General features: G+C 60.3%; 19 protein-coding genes and 1 pseudogene. 9 read left to right on the plus strand and 11 right to left on the minus strand.

Annotated features, from left to right (window positions below):
- The first annotated feature begins 2 nt into the window (after window positions 1-2).
- The 7 genes and pseudogenes from BJ928_RS30735 to BJ928_RS30760 all read left to right on the plus strand — a co-directional run bounded on the left by BJ928_RS30735 (window position 3) and on the right by BJ928_RS30760 (window position 4,378).
- Window positions 3-485 (plus strand): gluconokinase, encoded by a 483-nt coding sequence (locus tag BJ928_RS30735; protein ID WP_245432621.1) that lies wholly within the window; start codon window positions 3-5, stop codon window positions 483-485.
- Window positions 482-1,369 (plus strand): NAD(P)-dependent oxidoreductase, encoded by an 888-nt coding sequence (locus tag BJ928_RS30740; RefSeq protein ID WP_047635104.1) that lies wholly within the window; start codon window positions 482-484, stop codon window positions 1,367-1,369. The genes BJ928_RS30735 and BJ928_RS30740 overlap by 4 nt, the downstream gene beginning before the upstream one ends.
- Window positions 1,366-1,698 carry a hypothetical protein gene (locus BJ928_RS30745; RefSeq protein ID WP_047635106.1) on the plus strand — a complete coding sequence of 111 codons (333 nt, stop codon included), beginning with the start codon at window positions 1,366-1,368 and terminating at the stop codon, window positions 1,696-1,698. Before BJ928_RS30740 ends, BJ928_RS30745 begins: the two co-directional genes overlap by 4 nt.
- A 134-nt stretch (window positions 1,699-1,832) precedes the next feature.
- Window positions 1,833-2,852, plus strand: coding sequence for a LacI family DNA-binding transcriptional regulator (locus tag BJ928_RS30750; protein ID WP_047635107.1), 1,020 nt, complete (start codon window positions 1,833-1,835; stop codon window positions 2,850-2,852).
- A gap of 258 nt (window positions 2,853-3,110) precedes the next feature.
- Window positions 3,111-3,404, plus strand: a pseudogene (locus BJ928_RS39815) (ATP-binding protein); the annotation flags it as partial.
- Window positions 3,405-3,433: 29 nt separating this feature from the next.
- The gene (locus tag BJ928_RS39820; protein WP_348628268.1) at window positions 3,434-3,613 is read left to right on the plus strand and encodes a hypothetical protein; all 180 of its coding nucleotides are present in this window, start codon (window positions 3,434-3,436) and stop codon (window positions 3,611-3,613) included.
- Between the two features lie 177 nt (window positions 3,614-3,790).
- Window positions 3,791-4,378, plus strand: coding sequence for an NUDIX domain-containing protein (locus BJ928_RS30760; RefSeq protein WP_183079474.1), 588 nt, complete (start codon window positions 3,791-3,793; stop codon window positions 4,376-4,378).
- A 147-nt stretch (window positions 4,379-4,525) separates the two neighbouring features.
- Here BJ928_RS30760 and BJ928_RS30765 read toward each other — a convergent pair whose 3' ends face one another.
- The 3 genes from BJ928_RS30765 to BJ928_RS30775 are packed head-to-tail and all read right to left on the minus strand — an operon-like array spanning window position 4,526 to window position 8,240.
- The gene (locus BJ928_RS30765; RefSeq protein ID WP_047635113.1) at window positions 4,526-5,620 is read right to left on the minus strand and encodes a substrate-binding domain-containing protein; all 1,095 of its coding nucleotides are present in this window, start codon (window positions 5,618-5,620) and stop codon (window positions 4,526-4,528) included.
- Window positions 5,621-5,656: 36 nt separating this feature from the next.
- Window positions 5,657-6,727, minus strand: a complete 1,071-nt coding sequence (locus BJ928_RS30770) for an ABC transporter permease (protein ID WP_047635114.1) — start codon at window positions 6,725-6,727, stop codon at window positions 5,657-5,659.
- Between the two features lie 16 nt (window positions 6,728-6,743).
- Complete coding sequence (locus BJ928_RS30775; RefSeq protein ID WP_047635116.1) at window positions 6,744-8,240, minus strand: sugar ABC transporter ATP-binding protein; 1,497 nt, start codon at window positions 8,238-8,240, stop codon at window positions 6,744-6,746.
- 387 nt (window positions 8,241-8,627) lie between these two features.
- Between BJ928_RS30775 and BJ928_RS30780 the strand changes: the two genes are divergently transcribed.
- Entirely contained in the window at window positions 8,628-9,614 is a 987-nt protein-coding gene (locus tag BJ928_RS30780; RefSeq protein ID WP_047635118.1) for a helix-turn-helix domain-containing protein, read from the plus strand.
- A 45-nt stretch (window positions 9,615-9,659) separates the two neighbouring features.
- On the opposite strand, the gene BJ928_RS30785 is transcribed toward BJ928_RS30780, so the two are convergent.
- Complete coding sequence (locus tag BJ928_RS30785) at window positions 9,660-10,070, minus strand: hypothetical protein (RefSeq protein ID WP_047635119.1); 411 nt, start codon at window positions 10,068-10,070, stop codon at window positions 9,660-9,662.
- A 450-nt stretch (window positions 10,071-10,520) separates the two neighbouring features.
- On the opposite strand from BJ928_RS30785, the gene BJ928_RS30790 reads away from it, so the two are divergent.
- Window positions 10,521-11,666 carry a polysaccharide biosynthesis/export family protein gene (locus BJ928_RS30790; RefSeq protein ID WP_047635120.1) on the plus strand — a complete coding sequence of 382 codons (1,146 nt, stop codon included), beginning with the start codon at window positions 10,521-10,523 and terminating at the stop codon, window positions 11,664-11,666.
- Window positions 11,667-11,677: 11 nt separating this feature from the next.
- Here the strand turns inward: BJ928_RS30790 and BJ928_RS30795 are convergent, their stop codons facing one another.
- From BJ928_RS30795 to tssG, 7 genes are read right to left on the minus strand one after another with little or no spacing between them, the layout of a single operon-like run.
- Complete coding sequence (locus BJ928_RS30795) at window positions 11,678-12,562, minus strand: protein kinase (RefSeq protein WP_183079475.1); 885 nt, start codon at window positions 12,560-12,562, stop codon at window positions 11,678-11,680.
- A 23-nt stretch (window positions 12,563-12,585) separates the two neighbouring features.
- The gene (gene tagF / locus BJ928_RS30800) at window positions 12,586-13,968 is read right to left on the minus strand and encodes a type VI secretion system-associated protein TagF (RefSeq protein WP_047635123.1); all 1,383 of its coding nucleotides are present in this window, start codon (window positions 13,966-13,968) and stop codon (window positions 12,586-12,588) included.
- 10 nt (window positions 13,969-13,978) lie between these two features.
- Window positions 13,979-17,464 (minus strand): type VI secretion system membrane subunit TssM, encoded by a 3,486-nt coding sequence (tssM, locus tag BJ928_RS30805; protein ID WP_047635124.1) that lies wholly within the window; start codon window positions 17,462-17,464, stop codon window positions 13,979-13,981.
- Window positions 17,461-18,975, minus strand: coding sequence for a type VI secretion system protein TssL, long form (gene tssL / locus BJ928_RS30810; protein ID WP_047635127.1), 1,515 nt, complete (start codon window positions 18,973-18,975; stop codon window positions 17,461-17,463). The genes tssM and tssL overlap by 4 nt, the downstream gene beginning before the upstream one ends.
- Complete coding sequence (gene tssK, locus BJ928_RS30815) at window positions 18,972-20,312, minus strand: type VI secretion system baseplate subunit TssK (protein ID WP_047635128.1); 1,341 nt, start codon at window positions 20,310-20,312, stop codon at window positions 18,972-18,974. Before tssK ends, tssL begins: the two co-directional genes overlap by 4 nt.
- Window positions 20,309-21,502 (minus strand): FHA domain-containing protein, encoded by a 1,194-nt coding sequence (locus BJ928_RS30820; RefSeq protein ID WP_052227883.1) that lies wholly within the window; start codon window positions 21,500-21,502, stop codon window positions 20,309-20,311. Before BJ928_RS30820 ends, tssK begins: the two co-directional genes overlap by 4 nt.
- Window positions 21,492-22,517: a type VI secretion system baseplate subunit TssG gene (gene tssG, locus BJ928_RS30825; RefSeq protein WP_052227884.1), complete on the minus strand. Its 1,026-nt coding sequence runs from the start codon at window positions 22,515-22,517 to the stop codon at window positions 21,492-21,494. The genes BJ928_RS30820 and tssG overlap by 11 nt, the downstream gene beginning before the upstream one ends.
- Between the last annotated feature and the right edge of the window lie 2 nt (window positions 22,518-22,519).

The following is a 22,519-nucleotide window of genomic DNA, read 5'->3' on the forward strand; positions in this document are numbered from 1 at the left end:
TCATGGGCGTCAGCGGCTGCGGCAAGTCGTCCGTGGGCTCGGCACTGGCCGCATGCCTTGGCGGCATCTATGTGGATGGCGATGATCTGCACCCGGCCGCCAATGTTGCCAAGATGAGCAACGGCATTCCATTGACCGATGCGGATCGATGGCCCTGGCTCGACAAGATCGGGCATTGCCTGGCCCTGGCGGATGAGACCGTGCTGATTGGATGCTCGGCGCTGAAGCGAGCCTATCGTGATCGCATTCGTGATGTCGTCGGCGCAAAGGTTTCCTTCGTTCATCTTGCCGGCGCGAGGGAAACCATACTGAGGCGCCTTCAGGCGAGACGTGATCACTTCATGCCGCCGGCATTGCTGGATAGTCAATTTGCAGCGCTCGAACCGCCAGGCGCCGACGAGCAGGCGATCACCGTCGATATCGATCAGCCGCTGGATATGCTTGTTGCGGCCATCGTCGCAAATTTGGAGGAGATGCAATCATGAGTAACAAGGCAGCGCTGATCGGCGCCGGCGCCATGGGTGGAGCGATCGGTGCCCGCCTGGTGGAAACCGGTAATCGGCTGATGGTTTTCGATCTCGACAAGGATAAGGTCGCAGCGCTGGTGGCAAAAGGTGGCACGGCGGCCGCGAGTGCAGCCGAGGCGGCCGCCGTTTCCGATTACGTCGTCCTCAGCCTCAACTCGCCGAAGATCGTCCATGCCGCAGTATTTGGACCCGAGGGCGCTGCTGCTGGCGCAAGGCCGGGCACGCTGATTATCGACATGTCGTCGATCGATCCCGATGCGACCAAAGCGCTTGCCGCCGAAGCGGCAGAGAAGGGATTGCGTTGGGTGGATAGCCCGCTATCCGGCGGCGCGCCTAAGGCGCTGGTCGGGCAATTGACCCTGATGGCCGGCGGCCGCGAACAGGACGTCGCGGACGCGCACCAGCTCCTGCAGCATGTGGCCTCGAACTACACGCATATGGGCCCTGTCGGGGCGGGGCAGACCACCAAGCTCATCAACCAGGTGCTTTGCGCGCTGAACTTCGTTGCCGTCGCGGAGGCCACGCAACTGGCGCTCGATGCCGGTGTTGACGCCGCAAAAATCCCGCAGGCACTGAAGGGCGGGAGAGCCGATAGCGCCATTCTGCAGGAATATATGCCGCGCTACGTCACCAAGGATTATCGCCGCACCGGCCGGATCGACAACATGGTCAAGGATCTGAACGGTGCGCAGGATCTTGCGCGCAGGACCAATACCGCCATGCCGCTGACGGCAGTCTGCGCCGAGATACACCGTATGCTGACGGCTTCCGGGCTTGGGGGCGAGGATCAGGCGGCATTGATGGAATTCTTCAAAGGACCGGACAAGGAGATCGCTGGATGATTACCCGATACGCATTATTCGAAGGCAAGGTCAGGGAAGGGGAGGCAGAGGCATTTCGGACGGCTGTGATGGAAACCATTCTGCCGAAATGGAAGCAGTTTCCAGGTGCTCTCGATGTGCGGGTGACGTTCGCCGAAACACGCGATGAAGGCGCGCCCGAGTTTCCGATGATCCTGGCTGTCAACTATCCGGATATGGCCGCAGTGGAAAAGGCTCTCGCAAGTCCGATGCGTGCCGAAGCCCGTGCCGCGACCGAAACGGTTCTCGCACGCTTCTTTGAAGGGCGCATCCATCATCACGTGACGCTGGCCCATGAATTTCAATTGTAGGTCGCTTTCGCAAAATGGGGTCCGATGCGAACCATCCGCCGCCCTTTGCTCGCTTGATGTGACGTTTGATAGGGGCTCTTGCCATTATGGGATGAGGCATATTACTGTGATGGTAACGATAACATAGGGCATTGATGAGTAGCGATCGCAAAACGCCGACCATGGCGGACATAGCCCGGGTCATGGGAGTCTCTCCCATGACGGTATCGCGCGCCTTCAAGGCGGACAGCCTGGTTAGCCCCGAGACCCGCGAAGCGATCCTGAGGGCGGCGGAAGAGCTGGGCTATGTCTTCGACAGCACGGCCGCCAATCTGCGTTCGCAAAAGTCGGGCTTTGTCGCGGTTACCATTCCCTCGATCAACAATGCCAATTTTGCCGATACGGTTGGCGGCCTCTCCGATACCCTGTCCAAACGGGACATGCAGATCCTGCTCGGTTATACGAACTATAATGTCGAGGAGGAGGAGCGGCTGATCGAGCAATTGCTCCGCCGCAAGCCGCAGGCCATCGTCGTCACCGGTGGCACGCATACGGAGCGGGCGCGCAAGCTGTTGCAGACCGTGGCAATCCCCGTCATCGAGACCTGGGACATCCCGGCCCATCCGATCGACCACTATGTCGGCTTTTCCAACAGGGCCGTCATGCGCGATATGGTCGATCACTTCGTTGCACTCGGCTGTCGTCGCATCGCTTTCATCGGCGGCGATGTCCAGCGGGATTCACGCGGCAGCGAACGCAGGCTCGGCTTCATCGAGGCGATGCAAGCGCATGGCCTCGATGCTTCCAGATTGATCGCAGCGGGTCCACCGCCGATTTCGATGCGCGAGGGCGCCAATGCCATGGCGAAGCTGATCGCGCTTCATCCGGATACAGAAGCCGTCGTTTGCGTCTCCGATCTTGCCGCCTATGGTGCGCTGACGGAATGCCGGCGGCTCGACATTCCCGTGCCGGGACGGTTTTCCATCGGCGGCTTCGGCAACTATGAAATCGGCGAAGTCTGCGTCCCGACGCTCACCACCACCAACGTCTTTGCGCGTGAGATCGGCGAGCGGACCGCTGAGTTGATCCTCGATATTCTCGATGGCGCGCAGCAGGCTGGCAATGTCCGGATTTCTCCACAGCTGATCGTGCGCGATAGCAGCAAAGTGCTTTGAGGCTTTTCCAGGAAATGGACGCCAGCTGCGCCGCTTTGCGGATTGGATCGCGGTAAAACCAATGATGTATGAGTTCCATGAACAAGCTTCGTAGCCACAACTTTTCGATTATTCGCACCATTCATTGAATGGTGGGTTTTGCGCGTTTTTTGTTCAAATGATGCAACCCGCCCCGAGGTGGGTTTTTTTGTTCCGTTCCGCGGGCTTTGACCGGAGATGTCAGATCATCAAGTTAATATGCCGCGCGCCACGCTTTATATGCTTTGTGGAAAAATAGCGCCCGGAAAGTCGACATTGACTGCCGAGCTTAGCCATATGCCGTCAACGCGCGTGCTGAGCGAAGATTGGTGGATGAGCCGCCTTTTCGGCGCCGAGCTGAACGATGTCTCGGATTATATCCGCTATTCCCGTCGTCTGCGTGACGCCATCGGTCCGGTCGTCTCGGATCTGTTGCGCATCGGGGTATCGGTCGTTCTGGGTTTTCCCGCGAATACGCCGGCCATCAGGTCGTGGATGCGAGCGCTTTTCGAAGCGGCGAGCGCCGATCACAGACTGTATTTCCTTGATGTGCCGGATGAGCTTTGCAAAGCGCGCCTGCGCGCAACGCTAGCGGAACCCACGATTTTTCAGCCTCCGACGCGCAGTTCGACGAAATCACGCGGTATTTCGTGCCGCCGTCGGACGAAGAAGGCTTCAACGTCGTTCGACTTGCCGCAGCGCCGATCGACGAACCGGGCTTGCGCGACGGAAAAGGGCTATGACGGTGGTCCATACGTGAGGAGCTGCCGACGAAGACATGCTCGGGAGCCGGGGCTCGGGCAATGCTGATCCCGCGTTTCGCCGGAGGTCAGATAGCGCTTGCAATGTGGAATGCGTTCACGAACAAATTCAGGGAAACCTCATTGCAGGCAAAATCTTATCTCTATCAGGAGAAAGTGATGAGCAGTCTGATCGACGTTCTCGATGAAAACGGTTTGCGTACGGGGGAGATCCTTTCAAGGCACGAGATCCACGCATTGGGCAAACCTCATCGCGTAGTTCATCTCTATCTCCTCAACCAGGACAATATGATTGTCCTCCAGAAGCGATCGCAAAACGTCGATCATTATCCAGGTGCATTCACCATTTCGGTTCTGGCGCACATCGATGCAGGCGAGAGCAGCATGGACACAGCGAGAAGGGAGATAAGAGAGGAGCTTGGTTTAAATCCAGATGGATACGAAATTGATTTCATGTTCTCGTACAGAAGAGACGCCGTTCTAGGTCCAGCTTACATCGATAGGCAGTTTAATGATGTCTATGTTGCCCGAGGTACATTTTCCTTTGAAGACATCTCAATCGATAAGGGCGAGGTAGATTCCGTTGAGCTTGTTCCGTATGAAACATTCATCGAAATGGTCCGTGATAAGACCAGCAAACTGGCAGACATATATTTCGATGAGTGCCAAGACATAATTTATTTCATGGGAACGACACATGACAACGCGTGGGGTACGTCTCGAAGAGGTACCCGCATAAGCGACTAGAGATCTGCAGAAGAGTGGTCACAACCAGGCTCGGTGACAGTGAAAGGCCCGCCGCAAAGCCTGGTGTCTCGTTACCGGGTTTTGCGGCTGATGCCGGAATTCAGGACCGGGAGCGGGCCGAACTGCGCGCCTCCTAATGACGAATGGTCATTTGCCCCAGATCTTCTTATATTCGTCCTTGTAACCGTTATCCGGATCGAAGGTGTTCTTCGGGCCGCCATCCGATTGGATATTGTCCGCTGTGACGACATGCAGCGGTGAGAGATAGCCGGACCATTTCTCGCCGGAGAAGGCGCGATTGAGTTCGTCGACCAGCTGCCAGCCCTGAAGATTGAGGGGCTCGGCCACGGTGACCTTCTGGTATTGGCCGGCGCGGATGCGTTCATAGGCCGATTGCGAGCCGTCGCCGGCGGCGACATTGATAGGCGCATCGGTGCCGCCCTTGCCGGCGGAGGCAAGCGAAGGACCCATGAAATCGAAATAGAGGTCGTTGATGGCAAGCGAATGGGTCCAGCTGTCACCGTATTTCTGCAGGAGAGACGTGGTGAGCTGCGGCATACGCTGCGAGGTCTCGGCGATCGGGGTGTCGACATATTCGAGCACCTTGCCGCCGAGCCGCTCTATCTCTTGCTTCATCTTGTCGGCCTTGGCGATGGCGATCGCATAGGTGGAGTCGGTGAAGATGATGACACCGGGCTTGCCCTTGGCGTCAACGAATGCCCAGTCGGCGGCTGCCTTCGAGACTTCCATCGCGTCGGTGCTGACATTGGCGAAGAGGCCATTCTTCTCATCCGGACCAATGGTTGGGCCGGCATGCCAGGCGACTAGCGGGATCTTGGCGGCCTTTGCCTGTTCCAGCGCCGGCCCCTGTTCGACGGCATCGAAGCCATCGATGATGATACCGGCAGGCTGCAGCGCCATGGCCTGCCCGAAGGCGGCTGTGCGCCCGCCGATGGAGCCTGCGCCATCGAGAACCTTCACCTGCCAGCCGATCGCTTTCGCCGCTTCCTCAACACCGTTGCTAACGCCGAGAATGCCACCATTCTTGAGGTCGCCTGCCAAGACGACAATGGTCTTGCCAGCCTGCGCCTTCGGGCCGGTCGTCGGACCGTCCCATTTGGTGACCGGAGTAGCATATTTGTCGACGACCGCTTTCGCGTCCGCCATGGGATCGGCATAGGCCTGGCTGGCGCAGAGCACCAGAACGGCGGTCGTGGCCTGCAGGAATTGTCTACGGTTCATGTCTTCTCCTCCCTGACATTTGAACTGAGATGATGGTTATTTCTCCGCCGGCTTGGCGGAGAGCTGCGATGCTTGAGCCGGCGCCATGCGCCCGGCATGGCTGCGGCGACGCTGGGCGTAGCCGGCAATGCCGATGGCAACGAGCAGGGTGACGCCGTTGAACAGGGGCTCGACATAGAAGGAGCCGCCGAACTGCTGGATGCCGGCGATGCCGACGGCCAGGATGATGACGCCGATCATCGTGCCCCAGACGTTGACGCGGCCAGGCTTGATCGTCGTCGATCCGAGGAATGCGCCCACTAGAGCGGGCAGCAAATACTCAAGCCCGACGCTTGCCTGACCGATGCGCAGCTTCGATGCGAGCAGGACGCCGGCGATGGCGGCAAGCGTGCCCGAGGTGACGAAGGCGCCGATAACGAAGCGGCGGACCGGGATGCCGTTCAGCGCAGCTGCCTTCGGGTTGGCGCCGATCGCATAGATGTAACGGCCTATCGGCAGATATTCGAGGACGATCCACATGACGAAGGCAAGGACAAGGACATAGATGCCGGTGATCGGCAGTCCGAAGACCATGGTGCCATTCAGCGCGTAAAATCCTTGCGGCAGCATGCCCACGACCTGCCGCCCGCCCGTATGCCAGAGCGCGATCGCATAGAGGACGGTACCGGTACCAAGCGTTGCGATGAAGCTGTCGATCTTGGCGATCTCCACCAGGAGACCATTCAGGAAGCCCGTCAGCGCGCCCAGCGCTATGACAATGAGCACGGCAACCGGCCAAGGCAGCCCGAACATCGTCTGCAGGCTGATCGCCAGCACATGCCAAAGCACGATGCCATAGCCGATCGTCAGATCGATGCGTCCCGCCGCCATCGGGATCATCGCCGCCAGAGACAGGATTGCGATGATCGTCTTATCCGAAATGATCGAACGCAGATTGAGCATCGTCGGGAATGTCTGCGGCAGCAGAATGGAGAAAAGCAGGATCAGGAAGACGGTCAGGATCACGAGGCCATAGACCGGCAGCAGGCGCTGGATCTTCTGGCCGAAGCTCATGGCCGAAAGCTCGGCGCGGGTCGGCTCGAGCGCGTTGGATTCGATCGATTGCATGGTGTTCTCCTCCGGGTCAGGCCGCTTCGGACGCAGATGCGGCGGCGATGACCGCCGGTGTTGTAAGATCAGCACCGCTCAGTTCGCGCACGATCCTTCCGCGCGAAAACACAAGGGCACGATGGCAGATGTGGGCGATTTCCTCGAAATCGGTGGAGACGACGAGGACGGCGAGGCCAGCCTTGACCGCCTCGGCGATCAGGCGATAGATATCGGCCTTCGCGCCGACATCGACGCCGGCGGTTGGGTCTTCGGCAATCAGTAATTTGCGGCCCGTCGCCAGCCACCGTCCGACGACAACCTTCTGCTGGTTACCGCCCGATAGCGCCTCGATGGCAAGGCTCTGGTCATTGGGCCTGAGGCCGACACGGCTGCCAAGGGAATAGGCGGCCTCCGCTTCCCGGCGTGGCGAGAGGAACGAAAATAGGCTGCGTCCGGAGGCGCCGGGATTGAGGAAGGTGTTCTCCCTAAGGCTGAGCGACATGGCGACGGACTCTTCCGTGCGATCCCTGGCGATAAGTCCAATTCCGGAGGCCATCGCAGCAACCGTGCTGGAAAGATCGGGCATCGTGCCATTCAAGCGCACGCTGCCCTGTGATGGCTCGCAGCCAAACAAAGCGCGCCCGATCAGTTCCTGACCGGCGCCGCGCAGGCCGACAAGTCCGAGCAATTCGCCCTGACGGATATCGAAGGATACTGGTCCTGCGCCACGGCAGGAAAGCTCATTGACCGAAACGATTGCAGGCCCCGGGCTTTTCTCCGCCTTGACGAAAAGCTGATCGGCCTTGCGTCCGACGATCATGCGGATGAGTTCATCGGGTGTGGTCTCCGCGACCGGCTTCTGGCCGACCAGTTGCCCATCGCGCAGAACTGCAACGCGGTCGGCGATGCGGAAGATTTCGTCGAGGCGATGCGAGACGTAGATCATCGCCACGCCGCGCTCCTTGAGGGGACGAATGGCGGCAAAGAGTTTCTCGACTTCATCGGCGGGCAAGCTTGCCGTCGGTTCGTCGAGAACCAGCACATCCGCTTCGACGGCAAGCGCGCGGGCAATGGCAACAAGCGACTTCTCCGTGCGCGTCAACTCCTGGACGCGGGTCGAAGGATCGAAGTCGCAGCCGACAAGCTTGAGGGCTTCGGCGGTGCGCCGCTCGGTTGCCCGCCAGTCGATCAGCCGGCCGCGCAACGAATAGCCCTGCGCAAGCCCGACATTCTCACCGACCGTCATCCACTCGATCAGCCCGAGATCCTGATGGATGAAGGCGACCGGCTGGCGCTGATTGGGTTGCGGCGGGCGGTGATGATACGGCTTGCCGCGAAACAGGATCTGCCCGCCATCCGGTTTGTAGATACCCGCCAATGTCTTGATAAGCGTCGATTTTCCGGCGCCGTTCTCTCCGAGAAGTGCCAGGATTTCGCCCCGGTGCAAATCGAGCGAGACGTTAGACAGCGCGCGCGTGCCGCCAAATTCCTTGGTGATATCGGAAAATTCGAGCAGCTTCCCGTTATCCATCCTGCTCCTCCCAAAGCTTTGATGACGAGAGGCTATGTTATCGATAACATTACGTCAAGAGCCCCAGCGGCTTCTCGAGGAATGGTCTCACAATCAGCCTCGCTACCGCAAAAAGCTACCGTTCAGGTCACGGAGTTGCTTTACGTGTAAAATATATTTTGGTTCGTGTTATCATATTATTGGATTATATAAATATAATCAAAAAATATATATAAGTGATATGCTGATATAGGCGCGCATGGCATGCAATAGTATTGATATTGTTGAAAATATATTCTATTTTCGATTGGAATTAGTTTCGATGCAATGCGAGCGGGGATCTACTTTCAGACTAAGTCATCTGAGGCCTGAAAGGCGGTCAACTCACGCAGCATAAGAGGGGATTGTTTGACCTACGCGACGCGCTCGATGTTCAAAGTCGACAAGGCTGATGCCGAGGAGATGACGGCGCACTACGCGAGAACCCTGTTTCCTGCCGTTGTCGAGCCACTGAGTGGATGCGGCGCAATTTCGGTGGAAGATCGCCATTTTACGATTGGTTCCTGCAGTGTCTGGAGTGGCAAGTGTCATTCCGGCATGAAAGTTACGCTGCCCGGTGGTCCCGATGCCTACGGCCTCTATCTACCTGCCGCCGGCCAGATGCTCGTTGATGCTGGCGGCCGGCAATTGGAATCTGCACCGGGCAGGGGACTGTTGGCTGACATGTCGTTGTTCAGGCGGCTTACTTTGTTCGAACAGCGTGGCCATATGGGCATTGCATTCGAAAAGTCGGCGATGGTTCGGCAACTCAGCGAATTGCTGGATGCGCCCGTTGCGGACGATCTGAAATTCGACGGTCCCGTCGATCTGCTGTCGGAGCGGGGGATGCAGATTGCCACGCTTGGAAATCTGATCTGGCAGAATCTAACGGCGGATTGCTCGGAAAGATCTTCGGCCACATTCAGCGAACGTCTCTTGCAGGCAATGATGATCGTTCTGCTTGAAACCGTACCGCACAACTATTCGATGCAGTTGCAAAAGCCAGCTTCGCCGGCAGTCCCGAAGCAGTTGAAACGGGCAATGGAATATATGCACGCCAACGTCGGCGCCGACATCAGAATGGCGGATATCGCGCGCCAGGCCGGCACGAGCGTGCGCACCTTGCAGGCCGCGTTTCAGCAGTTCAAGGACACCACACCCATCGGCTACCTGCGGATGATCCGCCTGCAGGGTGCGCGGCGAGCCTTGATGAGCGCAGATCAATCGCGATTGGTTGCCGACGTCGCGCGCGATTGGGGATTTTCCCACATGGGCCGCTTTGCGGCGCTTTACTATCAATCCTTCGGCGAAATGCCGTCCGAGACCGCCAGACAGCCTCGGTATGGGGATAGATAGGGTTGCGATCTGTTCAGCGGATGAAGGCGGGCGCCTAGACGGGGCCTATTCGCCGACCGCGTTCACGATGCGGCAGAGATTCTTGCTGACGCCTGGCGCCACTTGCCCGGCCTGCACCAGGAACAGCGCATCGACGCGGCTGCCCTTGCCATTCTTGCGCACCACAACTCGAAGGGTCTGCGGCCGGCCGGAGCCGCTCGTTTCCTGCTGCGCGGTCAGGGTGCCGAGCTTCTTTTCGACGTTCACATCGACGAAGCCTTCTGCCAGAACGGCGCGGGATACCTTGTCGAAGGCAGCATTGGGATTGACGGATGGGAAGACCATCCAGGTCTTGTAGGTGATGCCGGTTACGAGCGGGACACCGCTGCTCTCATAGTGATCCGAGCAGGCGTCAGCAAATGCTGGCGTGGCGGAGAGAACCCCGAGCGCAAATGCGCAAGCTATCCTTGTAAGCATGATGTCATTGCCTTCCTAATGCCGAGAAAGACCATCCGGTCCCGGTGCTGCCAATCCTGCTATTTCTGATGGAAGTCTTCCGCCAAGCGAGAAGCGCATAAGTGGAGAGTTTCGACAGAAAATTATCATTTGTGCCTTGTGAAAATGGCATTGGTGGAATTAGGTCGACACGTTCAAATGGCAATGGGGCTTGCGTGTTTTCTTGCTCCACTCCCTATCGCGATAGTTGCTTCCCATTCGCATTTCCCCGGATATTTCAGCCCAAAGGCTGCTTCGAGCCGCCGTCTCAGGAGCCGCATTTCGACAGTCATGATCGGGATCGGTTGCTATTTGGACACAATGGTAAACAACCGAACTGTCACAATTCATTATTTATTAGCCGCGCATATTGCCTCCCGCCTTGTGGTTGATATTTCTGCCTTGCTTCTAACATCCGAAGGAGATTCCGGAATGCGGAAATGGGCGGCGATTTTACCCTTGGTTGTCCTCGGTGCCTGTGCAGGGCCATCTGATGGACCAAGCGCCCTCAACATTCGCAATGCAAGGATGCCCGACACGCAGCGGAAGATTCCGGTGGTGCCGCTCTCCGAGGCCCCGATGGGTTCGCAGGTTGTTGCGCCGTCCTATTTGCCCAGCGATCAGGGGCTCACAAGCCTGCGCTCGGGTGGCTTTTCGGACGCCCGCTTGCGTCCAGGCGACGTATTCGATGTAACGGTGCTGGATACCGGCGAGGATGGATTGCTGTCCGCCACGCAGAGCAAGTCCTTAAATCTTGGGCGCTTCACCGTCGATTCCCGTGGTTTCGTCACCATGCCCTATGTCGGCAAGCAGCGCGTCATCGATTCGACCCCGGAAGGTCTGCAGTCGAAGATCGTCACTGCCCTCAAAGGTTCTTCCGTCAACCCTCAGGCCGTCGTGACGGTCGTCGACAAGCCCTCCAGCGCCGTAACCGTCGACGGCAAGGTCCGCTCGGCTGGCCGCTTCCCGCTGACAGCCCGCGGCGAACGCGTGCTTGACGTGCTCGCTCTTGCCGGCGGCGCATCCTCCGCGCCGGCCAACACGACCGTGACGGTGACGCGCGGTTCGCAAAGGGCAACTGCACCGCTGGATCGCATCCTGCAGGACAACAAGCAGAATGTGCGCCTCCTGCCTGGCGATCAGCTCTTCGTCAAGGGCACGGCGCAGACCTTCACGGCACTTGGCGCCTTCAAGAGTGTCGGCGAGTTCCCGCTGGAACCGGGCCAGACCACGTTGGCGCAGGCGCTTGCCCGCGCCGGCGGCATGCTCGATGATCGTGCGGACTCCCGCAACTTCTACCTTTTCCGCAATCAGCAGGTCTATGCACGCACGGCGTCGATGACAGCTAATGGCGCAAGTGCGCCGGCGGTTGTGACCGTCAAACCCGTCATTTACAGCGTCAACCTCAAGCAAGTCTCGAATTTCGTGCTGATGCAGCAGTTCAAGATGCAGGATGGTGACACGATTTTCGCCAGCAATGCAGACACGGTCGACTTCGCCAAACTGTTTACCATCTATCAGAAGAGCGTACCGACGGCGGCTGCCCCGCTTCCGGGCAGCTCTTCATCCGCCAACTGACGGGGATCGCACTAGATTCCGGCTATCAGAGCAAGGGCCGCCGCTACGTCCGGCGGCCTTTTCGCGGGGATGGGGTCTGCCAGATGCAGGGCCGCCGCCTTGACGGCAATGATCGTTTCATCGATCTCATTGCAATGCGAGACAAGCAGGTTCATTACGCGACCGGCCGAGTAAAGGTCGGCGCTGAACTGCATGGTCGTATCGACCGCAAGTTCCGGGGCGGTGAAGTCCGGCGTTGCGACCCCGGCAATATCGAAATCGCTGTATCGCGCGCCGTGTTCTACCATCGTGCCGAAATCGGCGAGCTTTAGCTCGCGGAAATCATTGCCGCCAAGCAATAAATTAGCCGGCGAAACGTCGCCGTGGACATAGCCGGCCTGATGGATCGCGCCCAGCCCGACAAGTATGGATTTCACCGCCGCCTTGACATCGGCTGACGACAGCGAACCTGCCGCCAATCGTTGCGACAAGGATCGATCGGCCCATTGCATGATGATTGCCGGACGTCCATCGGGCAGACGAATGGTGCATTGAGGCGCGACAAGATTGCTGCCGGAAAGCATCATGCCGAGCCTGGCTTCGCGCAACAGCAGGGCTTTGATCGTCGCCTCATTGGCTCGATCAGCCGGGACCGTTTTCATGGCATGAAGTGTGCCGAGATCGCGATGGCGTAGCCGGCTGATTTCCGTTCGTTCATTGCGGTGAACAACGGCTTCGACGAGAAAAGTGTTTCCGATAAAGGCTGGCTCACTATCGGGAAGAGAAGGCAGGCGCCGGTCCAATGCGTCGCGCAATCGATCGACCAGAAGATCGCGCATGACCTTCGGTCGCTCGGCTTTGCCGTCGTGGCCAAGAAGATGCAACAGTTCGGCGAAGCTTGCCGCGATCTTCCTCATATCCTCACCGCTCGGATCTGCGCTCATGTCGCGCCGATGACGATGGCGCTGACGTTTTCGCGGCAATTGGCGATCAGCGCTTCCTGGATCAGCGCTTCAGCGGCCTGCTCCAGCGGCGTTTCAAGCAGGATCTCGGCAATGACGCGATCGGTGAGCGTGCGGGAAAGCGGATTGCTGGCGAGCAGAAGGCGGTCGCCCGATTGAAGGCGATCGCCAACGACGTCCGAAACGAACTGATCCTTCAACCCCAGACCGCGACCGAGCGTGCGCCGAAGCCCGATATCGATATGGTCGTGGGTCAGGAGCCGCATCATCCCGTCGCGCAGCAGATAGCATCGCGCGTCTCCTGCCCATATGGCGGCAAACTCGCCGTCCAGCAAAGCAGCAGCGATTATGCTGGCGACAGGAGGGTCGCGCTCCGCGCTCGAACCCTTGGCGCGCAGGATCGCATGGGCATGACTGAGCTTGCTCTTGATGTCCTGCACAAGGGTTTGCGGGGTGTCACGCTGCGAAATGCCTGCAAGAATTCCCGTGGTGATCCGTGCCGCCTCGATGGCACCTATGCCGTCGCCGACACCATCGGCAATTGCGAAGATCGGCGGCGCGGCGCTCACGAGAAGTGCGTCGGCATTCAGGGAAAGACGTGTTCCCGCATGGCTGGCATGGCTGTGTGCTATCGCAAACTCGGGCCGCGCCGTCGTCGTTTGCGGTTGCTCGACAGGGGTGGGCAGGACAGCGTGTATTGCGGGTTCGGGCGTTTCGAGCGTTTTCCGCGTGGCCACCGTCACAAGCTTGACGAAATCCTCAGCCGTCGGGGCAGCCATCGTGCGAAAGCCCTTGCCGTGGCGAGTGCCGGGGCTGATGCGCCACCAGAGCGATGCCGGGGCTGGTATATTCTCGACGGCAGCGGACTGCATTGTAGACGAACGCTTGTCTATGAATGGCGGGCGAAGCCGCTTGATGCCCTCGACGAAACGCGGCATCTCGAAATCGGCCTTGTCGGACGTCTCGGCCAGGGCCTCGACAGCGGTAAACCAACTATCGTCTTCACAGAGATCGCGTAGATGCCCGGAAAAGCGTTGCAATTGGGCGGCGATAATCAAAGGGAAGCTGCGGCCGACGCGGTCGCGGCTGGGCAGCAGAACGCCCGCTATCGCAGATGGAGCCCATACGCCCCTGCCGACGACGAAGCGCCAGGCAGACGTCGCATGAAACAATCGGCGCCAATCTGGCCCCTGTGCCGATTCGAGCGCGATCAGGCCATTGCGGACCCACTGGTCGAGTTCTCCCTGCAGACGCGAGCCAATTGCTGCCGAGACGAAATCGCCATGCGTCGGCAATTTCCCGAAGAAGCCGATCGTATCGGCTTGCAGCGGCGACTGGGTGCGGGCGAGCGGTTCGTTCATCGGCAAACCGTCAGAACTGCGCCGGGCAGCTGAAGTCGGACAATGCTTGCAGCCGGAAGGGGTTGAGTACCGATCCGAACTGTACATCGAATTCCGCGGTCTGGCCCTTGTTGTCGAAACTTGCCCTGAAGAGATCGGGTCCTTCGACAGTCACCTTTGCCGCATCGAACAGGCGGAAGGGCGACCAGTCGCCGCTTTGTACCATCGCCTCCTGCCAGCCTCCGGGCAGGAACGCGATCCGCGACTGGTTGTCGGCATTTGCCGCCGGCCACCCGATGGATTTCGACTGTACTGGACCATGATAATAGACGACGCGCTCGCCGCCGATTTCCATGATGACCGCATTGGCGGAATCCGAGAGCGAAATCGGTTTTACATTGATCGATATCGCCGGTTTATCACTGCCGGCTGGGAAAAAGGCGTGCTCGATCTTGCTGGCATTTTCGAACTGCGCGATTGCCTGGCTGGGGATGCTGTCGCCGCCGAAGGTACCGCGCCAACCCCAGGGCTGGGCACTCGTATCGACGAATGCTTCCAACCGGCTCTTGAAGAAGGACTGGAACAGGCCCTGCGGGCCAAAGAGCCTCACAAAATCAGCCATGGCGATATCCTGACCGGAAGACCTGTCGAAGGGATAGCGGCCGGAGACGATGCGGGCGCAAAGATCGGCGCCTTCGCTGGCCCATAGGTCGTTGATGCGTGTGCGCGCCGTCTTGACCGCCAGCGATCCCATATCGGCGGCGACCGCGACCATCCACGCATCGGCGGGCGCCGGCAGGCCGCGGGCCTGCTGCACCAGATCCTGATTGGCATTGGCAAGCTGGCCGCCGGCGTCGAAGACACGCGCAACCTCCGCCGTCGAATTTGTAGCGCGCGACAGCTGGCCGTAGATATTCTGAAGGGTCGGCTGCAGGCTCTGGATCTGCGAGCGCGGCTTGCCGCTGCCGTCATCGGCCTTCCCATCCTGCGAGGCCGGTTGGGTGTTGGCAGGATTGACCTCCAGCGCCGCCCGCAATGGACCATAGGGATCGGGCGCATTGACGGCGCCTGCGGTGGCGGCCGTCAGCGCTGCATCCGGAGCGTCGTCGAGCGATGCGACTTCGGCGCCAGCGGCCGGGCGTAAATCCGTCGCCACCGCTATGGACTTCAGCGTCATCTCCACGGGGCTCGGATTGGCCGCCAGGATACGCGCCGTCTCGGTCGCATCGGCAAGGTTGCTCGATGGCCGCACCTGCAGATCGGCAAGAAGCGAAGACCAGCGCTGCTGGAAAGCGTCAAAATAGAGCTGCAGTGCCGCCTGTGAAATCGCGTCCGTGGTCATCCCCGATGGAGCTGCGGCATTGTCGCCACGAACCCATTGTTCCCTAAGCGCTTCCGACGCAGCGGCTGCGATCGACGGCAGCACGACCTCGCGATAGCCCTTGCCGGTGAAAATGCCGGGGATGCCGTCGCGCAGCGTTGCCTTCGATTTCCGCTGGAATATCTGCGCGCCGAGCGGTCCCAGGGCATCGGCCGGAAGCCAGGCGTCAAGCTGCCGGGCCTGTCGGGAATGTGTCACGATGTCATAGGCTCGGGCTGCAAGACTTTGGGTGTGGATCGTCTCGCGTGCCTTGGCGATCAGGCTGGTGTCGAGCTCGATCGCCGGCAGGCTGCCTGCGGCCATGGCGTCGACATGGGTGAGAAGTGCCTTGCGCGCGGCGGACCGGCCCTCGCCGGGATAAAGTGCTGCAAACATATCGTCCGATTGCTGTGAGACGAACTCCTTGTCGATTGGTCCCAACCCGCCGAGCATGCCATAGAGTTTCAACGCATCGAAGGTCTTCTGAACGTCCGATGTCTGCTTGATCTCCTTTTGCAGTTCTACCAGCATGCGCGGGAGCAGGAGCGAGTTCAGCGCACGCTGATAGGCGCCCCGCTGGCGGCTGGCGATCTTGTCCTCCTGGTCGAGACCGAAGCTCGTCGGCCAGATGCGTGCCTCGTCGAAGCCGCTGGTGACGGCGCGCAGATTGTCGAGCGCCGGCAGGACACGGAGGAAATCCGCATCGGTGACATCGCGCACCTGGATGCCGCTTGCCAGTTTTTCGTAGTTGTCGATACGGCGTTCGGCTGCTGCGATCGCGCGCGAATTCTGAAAATAGGTCGCCGTCCAGCCGGTGAAAACGATCGCCAGCGCGATTGCGGCCGCACCGTAAGCAATGCGTCTGATCATCGCCTGCCGGCCTGACAGGCGCCTGTCGCGGGCAACCAGCGAAGCCTCGCCGAAGATCACCTCCTTGAACAGGCGCGATAGGAAATAGCTGCGGCGCGTGCGCGGTGTGTCGGTCTCCCGGCTCTGCGTGCCGGAAGCGAAATAGACGCCGCGAACCAGAGGGGATTCGACAAGGTTGGAGGATGCGCAAAGCTCGGTCAGCACCTCGTGCAGGCGCTCACCCAAAGAGGCAAGTTCGGCAGGAAAGCGGAAAATTCGGCCGCGAACCTCGACATTCGGCTCCTGTTGCAGCCGCTCGATCAGCATGGCGTCGACCCGCTGCTGCAACAGCGCGAATTCTTCCATGAAACGTTCGGGCAGGTTCTGGCCCTTGTAGCTTTCGTCGAGATCGAAGGTCGTGCCCCAGACCTGCTCGCGGTCGGTTTTGGCAAGTCCGTCGAAGAATTCGACGAAGCCGGTCAGAAGATCGGCCTTGGTCAGGACGACGTAGACGGGCACGCGGGCATGCAGGAACTCGTCAAGTTCCGACAGGCGTTTGCGGATGGAACGCACCTCTTCGAGCTGCACCTCGTGCTCGCGGCCGAGGAGGTCGGCGATCGAAAGCGTGATGAGTGCGCCGTTGATCGGCTGCGAGCGGCGATACTTGCGCAGAAGCCCGAGGAAGCCTTCCCACCCCGCCTTCGATGCACCGTTCAAATCATCCTGCGTGGTATAGCGGCCGGCTGTGTCGATCAGGATCGCCTCGTCGGCGAACCACCAATTGCAGTTGCGGGTGCCACCGGCGCCCTGGACTGAGTTGCTACCCATGGCGTCGCCAAGGGGGAACTTCAGCCCCGAATTGGTGAGTGCCGTCGTCTTTCCCGATCCAGGCGCACCAAAAATGACGTACCAGGGAAGTTCGTAGATGTAGCCGAAGCGCTTCTTGCTGATACGGCGCAGAAGCAACAGCGCCTCCTTCAGGCGGCTATGGATTTCGCCAACTTCCGCCTGCTGGCTTGCGGCATCGTCGGCAATGCCGTCCACCAGCGCCTTGTCGCGCTTGCGGGCGCGCAACGTCGTGATCAGCAGATAGATAAGCCATGCGGCAATGATCACGCCAATCGCGATCAGCCTTGCTGTTACCCCTGCCAGCGGCCTGAAGCTGCCATAGCCGGCCATCGAGCCGTAGAACCAGATGACGACGCAGATCGCCACTACCCAGATCAGCGATATGAAGCGTTGCCCGAGAAGGCCGGCATAGGCGGAGACATAGGAGCGAAGCGTGTAAAACGCGCCAAGCGGATTCATCGGGCTCCTCCCGTCGTCGTAGCTGGCGCCAGCGGCGCGTCGATCTGCGTTTGAGGCGTCGCCTGCGGGTTGAGAGCGGCATCGCCGAGGCGCTGGGTCGGATCCGTCAGTACCAGGATTTCGGTCCGGCGATTTGCCTCGCGGCCCTCCTGCGTGTCGTTGCTTGCGAGCGGATCGCTGTCGGCGCGCCCCTCCGTCAGGATCGCATCCTTGCCGGTATAGGCCGCAAGAATATCGCCGACGGCGCGGGCCCGGGCTTCGGAAAGGTGCCAATTAGATGGGAACTGGGCGGTGCGGATCGGCACATTGTCGGTATAGCCGACGACAACAGCACGGAATTTTTCCGAAGCCAGTGCGCCGCCGATGCGCTGGAGCAGATCGCGGAACTTGTCGCTGACCTCGGCGCTGCCCGTATCGAACAGGCCGGAATTATTAATGCGGACCAGCAGCCTGCCGTTGGAATTCGAAAGCGTGACGAGTTTGCGGTCGACTTCCGGCTGGAGGAAGGCCAGCAGATTATCGAGCGGCGTCGGCTGCGGCTTGACGACGGGCGGCGGCGTTTCCGGCAGCTTCTTCACCGGCGGCGTCTGCGCAACGACTTCCTTCGGCTTCGGCGTGTCGATCAGAACGCTCGGCGTGTCGCGTGGCGGCAGATTGGCCAGGCGCTCGAAGGTTGCGTCGGAAGCATTGTTCAGCGACAGCGTGAAGAACATGTAGCCGAGCGCAAATAGAAGCGCGAGCACCGAAAGAATGGTCCAGAGCGCGACGGCAGTGCGCAGCGGCTTGTGGCGTGCGGAGACACCGCGCCAATGCGGCGACAGCTCGCGCTCGAACACGCCATACTGGCCGAGCAACGTCTTGTAGAGGCTGTCGCGGATACGCCCGAGTTCCAGCGATCCGCGCGGCGAAACACGCGTGCGGCCTTCGAAGGCGAGCGACAGGCAGAGATAGATGAGGAGCAGCAGATCCTTGTTGGCGCCCGGGCTCTGCTGGAAATGATCGAGGAGGTCGAAAACGCGATCGCCGCCGGTCACATCCATGTGGAAGGTCGAGACGAGGCCGGACCGCGCCCAGCCGGCGCGTACGCCCCAGCGCTTGCTCAAAACCACGTCGTCGATGGTTGCGCAGATCACATAATGTGCCGCGCGGGCGCGTTCGGGACTGATGCGGGCACTGGCAAGGTCGCGCTCGTAGCGTCCGACCGCATCGATAGTCACCCGCCGCAGTTCGTCGATATCGGGCTGCTCTTCGGTGTTACGCAGGCTGTGCGCGAGGTTCAGCAACGGTGCTGCCGAGCGGACGATTGTGGGAACGTCGTCGCCGCCGAAGCGAAAGCCACGGATCAGCGCATCGACGGACCAACCGCCGCTTACACCGGCCGGCTGCTTATCCAGTTCTTCATCCAGAATATCGGCCATCTTGCGGGCGGCGTCGTTCTTGCGCGCGCCGTCCTCGGTCAGCTCGATGATCGTCGGCAACTCGTGCCAGGGTGTTGAGCGTGGTGTGTTCATTCTCTGAGAGCCCACAGTTCCATCTCCAGACCAGGGAAGTCGCCTGCGAGGTGCAGGGCGATCGCGCCAGAGGTATCAAGCTGTTTCCAAAGAGGGTTTTTCGTATCGAGTTCGAAATAGATCGTGCCCGAACGATAGGGCAGCTGCCGCGGCAGCACGGGAAGCGGCCTCACGGGGATGCCTGGCAGCGCGACATTGACGAGCTCCGCGATCCGTTCCACGGGGCCGATCTTGATCTGCGCGGGCAGCTTGCGCCTGACATCCTCGGCGGACATTTCGGCGCGGACGGCAAGCACGAAGCCGGCATCCTTGAGCAGCGAGCGGTCGTTGATGGTGCCGACGCGCACGTCGTGACGACGCTCGATGAGTTCGATCGCCACCGCTGCTTGTTCCAGCACTGCGGAAAGAGACGCACGCAGATCGTTGAAAACAGACGAAAATGTTGCCTTCAGATCGTCATGGCGATAGGGAGGGAAATCGCTGGCCCGCTTGCGATCGGTCGTGAAGGTGGCGAGTTCGCCGGCAAGCTGGATGCATTCCTCATAAAAGGTGATCGGGTGGATGCGCGATGCGTTCGCCGCAATATGGCGCAGCATCGGATCGACGCGATTGAGGATATGCAGCAGAAAATAATCGCCCACTTCCGCCGTGCCACGCACCGTGGGGTCGCCGATACGCTCGGCGATCGCCTCCGCCCGGTGACGTACGATGCCGAGCAGCTCGGTAATGAGTTCATTCAACCGTGCTTCGGCGGCGCAGTTGAGCGATGGTGCGATATAATCGGGATCGAGAATGACCGCTTTGTCGGAGCGAACTTCGATGATGCGGGCAAGGCCGATCAGGTCGTAGCCTGCCAGCTCATCGCCGGTTTTCAGGTATCGCAGGCTTAGACGGCCGACGTCGATCGGCGCCATGAAGTCCGTTTCCAGATTCGCATCCGGCGCTTCATATTGCGAAGCGGTAACGCGCACGCTGTTGCGCATCGCGCTGCCGTTCATCGCAACATCGGCCCTCCCGGGCTGACGGGTCGGCAGGGCGAGATAGACGATGGCATTCTTCGTGGAATCGTCGAGCTCCAGCGGCGGTGGCAGATCCGCATCAACAGGCGCTTCGAACGGCGTGCCGTCGGGCAGGATGCCGCGCAGGTTCGACAGCGCGAACTGGCCGATCGCGAGTGCGCTGCGATCGATGCCGATTTCCGCAATGCCCCAAGGGTAGGGTGCAAGTCCCCGCGCCGTCGTGCGGACCAGCCGTTCGGTCCAGCGGTCAGCCTGCTGGAAATGCTGCACGCGAAGGAACATGCCCTCGCTCCAAGCCACGCGATTTTCGTTCTTCATCGGGTGTTGCCCGTCCTCTCTGCCAAACTGGTGATGTCCAGTTCGCGGCTGTCATCGGCTGAGGTGCGGAATGCCTCCGCCAGCAGGTCGCGAACCGAGATGCTTTTGCCGCCTATTTCGAATTGGGCGCGATAGGCCTTCCAGTAATCGCCATTGCCGCGCCAAAGCGCCTTACGCTGGGAGGCATCGACCTGCGCTTCGACCATGCGGGGTTCGAACATGCGGTTGGCCTCGCGCACGAGATTTTCAAGGCCGGCATTGAAGGCGGATTGCCGGGAGATCAATGATCGGAGACGCTCGGCAAGCTGTTCCGTCCGTTCGCGGCTGAAGAGCGAAGCCGAAGAATGCGCGCGGTTGTCGTCAATTCCGAAGACGGCGGCTTCGTCGTCGAGCGTCTGTTCCAGCGTCGAGACGAGAGCTTCGAGTTGCCGCAACGGGTCGAATTGCAGCGCGAAGCTCGTCTCCTCCTGACCTTCGCTCTCATCGGCGATGGCGCGGACATCGTTGGCCGGTACGATCGTCTTGGCAGTCTCGGCCGGGTCTGATCCGGCACCGCGGGCAACGGCGACGGAGACATGCGTTGCCGCGCCGTGTTCCAGCTGGCTGCCGAGCTCGAAATCCGAATTCCAGTCGGTCGGAAGGATCGGCTTGATGCCGTTGATATCAGGCGGGCCGTTCCAGCCGATGTCGACGTTCCGGCTGGGAGATTTGCCCTTCTTTGCCGATTGCGGGAGTGCTGCGATCCAGTCGTTGCCACTCCGCTCGCCGAGCACGCCCGTCGCCGTTCCGCCGCCGGGCGCGATATCGGCAAGGATGGACGAGATCGTCATGGTTTCGTCGCTGAGACGCAGATCGGCGGCCGGATCGTCGATGTCGCGGTCCGCTTCTCCCGTGATAAAGACACTGAAGGCAATATCGCCGAACGCTATCTTGGATCTGTCCGCAAGTCTTGCCGTCTCGCCCTCCAGGATCACGGCTCCGTCGACGCGCGTCCCGTTTGCGCTCTGGTCGCGCAGGAGAAAGCCGGAGCGATCGCGCTCGATCACGCAATGCACCTTCGAGATTGAGCGTTGCTGATCGGAGACCTGCCAGTCGCAATCCGGCGACCGGCCGAGCGTGCGTTTCCCGCGCTCGAAGAACCATCCCTTGCTGGAGCCTTCGCCAGCGATTTGCCGCAGTTCAAGCCGCATGGAGCCCTCCCTGATCGGATTGCCTTTGCGTCTTGCGTGGTTCGCTGATGACGGCATCGCCGCTATCGCGGTCCGCCACGGCGACACGCGCCCAGCTATTCCATCCGAGCCTCGGCGGATCGCCGCCTTCGCCGAGCTGGCAGAAGGGGATATCTTCTTTCTTCAGAACCACTTGAACGTCGAAATCGAGCGACGGGTCGACATAAAGGCGCGTCAGTGCGAACAGCGCATCGATATTCGCGCTGCCCGGCGAAAGAGCCCGATAGTCCTCGTAGTCGACAGGACCGATCACCACACGGAAACTTCCGCCGAAATCATGGATTGCGGCACCCGCCGTCGAATTGACGCCCAGCTGCACGCCCTGCGGCTGCCCCATGCGGCTGCGTTCGCTCTCGGGAATGGAAAGCCATCTGCCTTTGAACAGTTCGATCGCGACCGGCAGGCCGCTGAACTCCTGCAGCATGGCCTGCAGATTGACCGCATTACGCGTGCGGGCGGCAAAGAAGCCGGAAAACCTAAGGATCAGCTCGTCGTCAGGACAAACCCGTTCCTTCAGCCGCGCCGTGCCGAAGCCCGCCAGCGAGAACAGCGTCTTGATGAAGGTATTGCCGTTTCTATCCGGGCTCCATCGCAGCCGCCGGGCAAGGCGATATTTCTCGCTCGCATCGGCGAAAAGCTCGGCAAGGCGGCTCGTGAAGAGATCGAAAAAGCTCGAAAGCCCGTGAGCGCGGTTGCGCTCTTCGCGCATGACGAGCTCGTTGTAGCTCGGCGGCATTGCGCCGAGAGGGCCAAGCAGGCCTGCCATGCTCGCCTTGACTGATCCCGTCGTGCCCCTCTTCTTGAAGTCGCTGACCGCAAGCGGGGCTGGCGAAACGCCGAGCGGCGAAGACACGGTCAAATGATCGCCAGCCGCATGTTGGGCAACGCGAAACGCCGTTGTCGGCTCGAAGCGACCGGGGTCGCTTTCGAGCAATGCGGCGAGTGTTTCGCTGTCATTTGGCCGGAACTGATCCATCG

This window comes from Rhizobium sp. WW_1 (assembly GCF_003610155.1).
In the GTDB taxonomy this organism is placed as follows: domain Bacteria; phylum Pseudomonadota; class Alphaproteobacteria; order Rhizobiales; family Rhizobiaceae; genus Rhizobium; species Rhizobium tropici_A.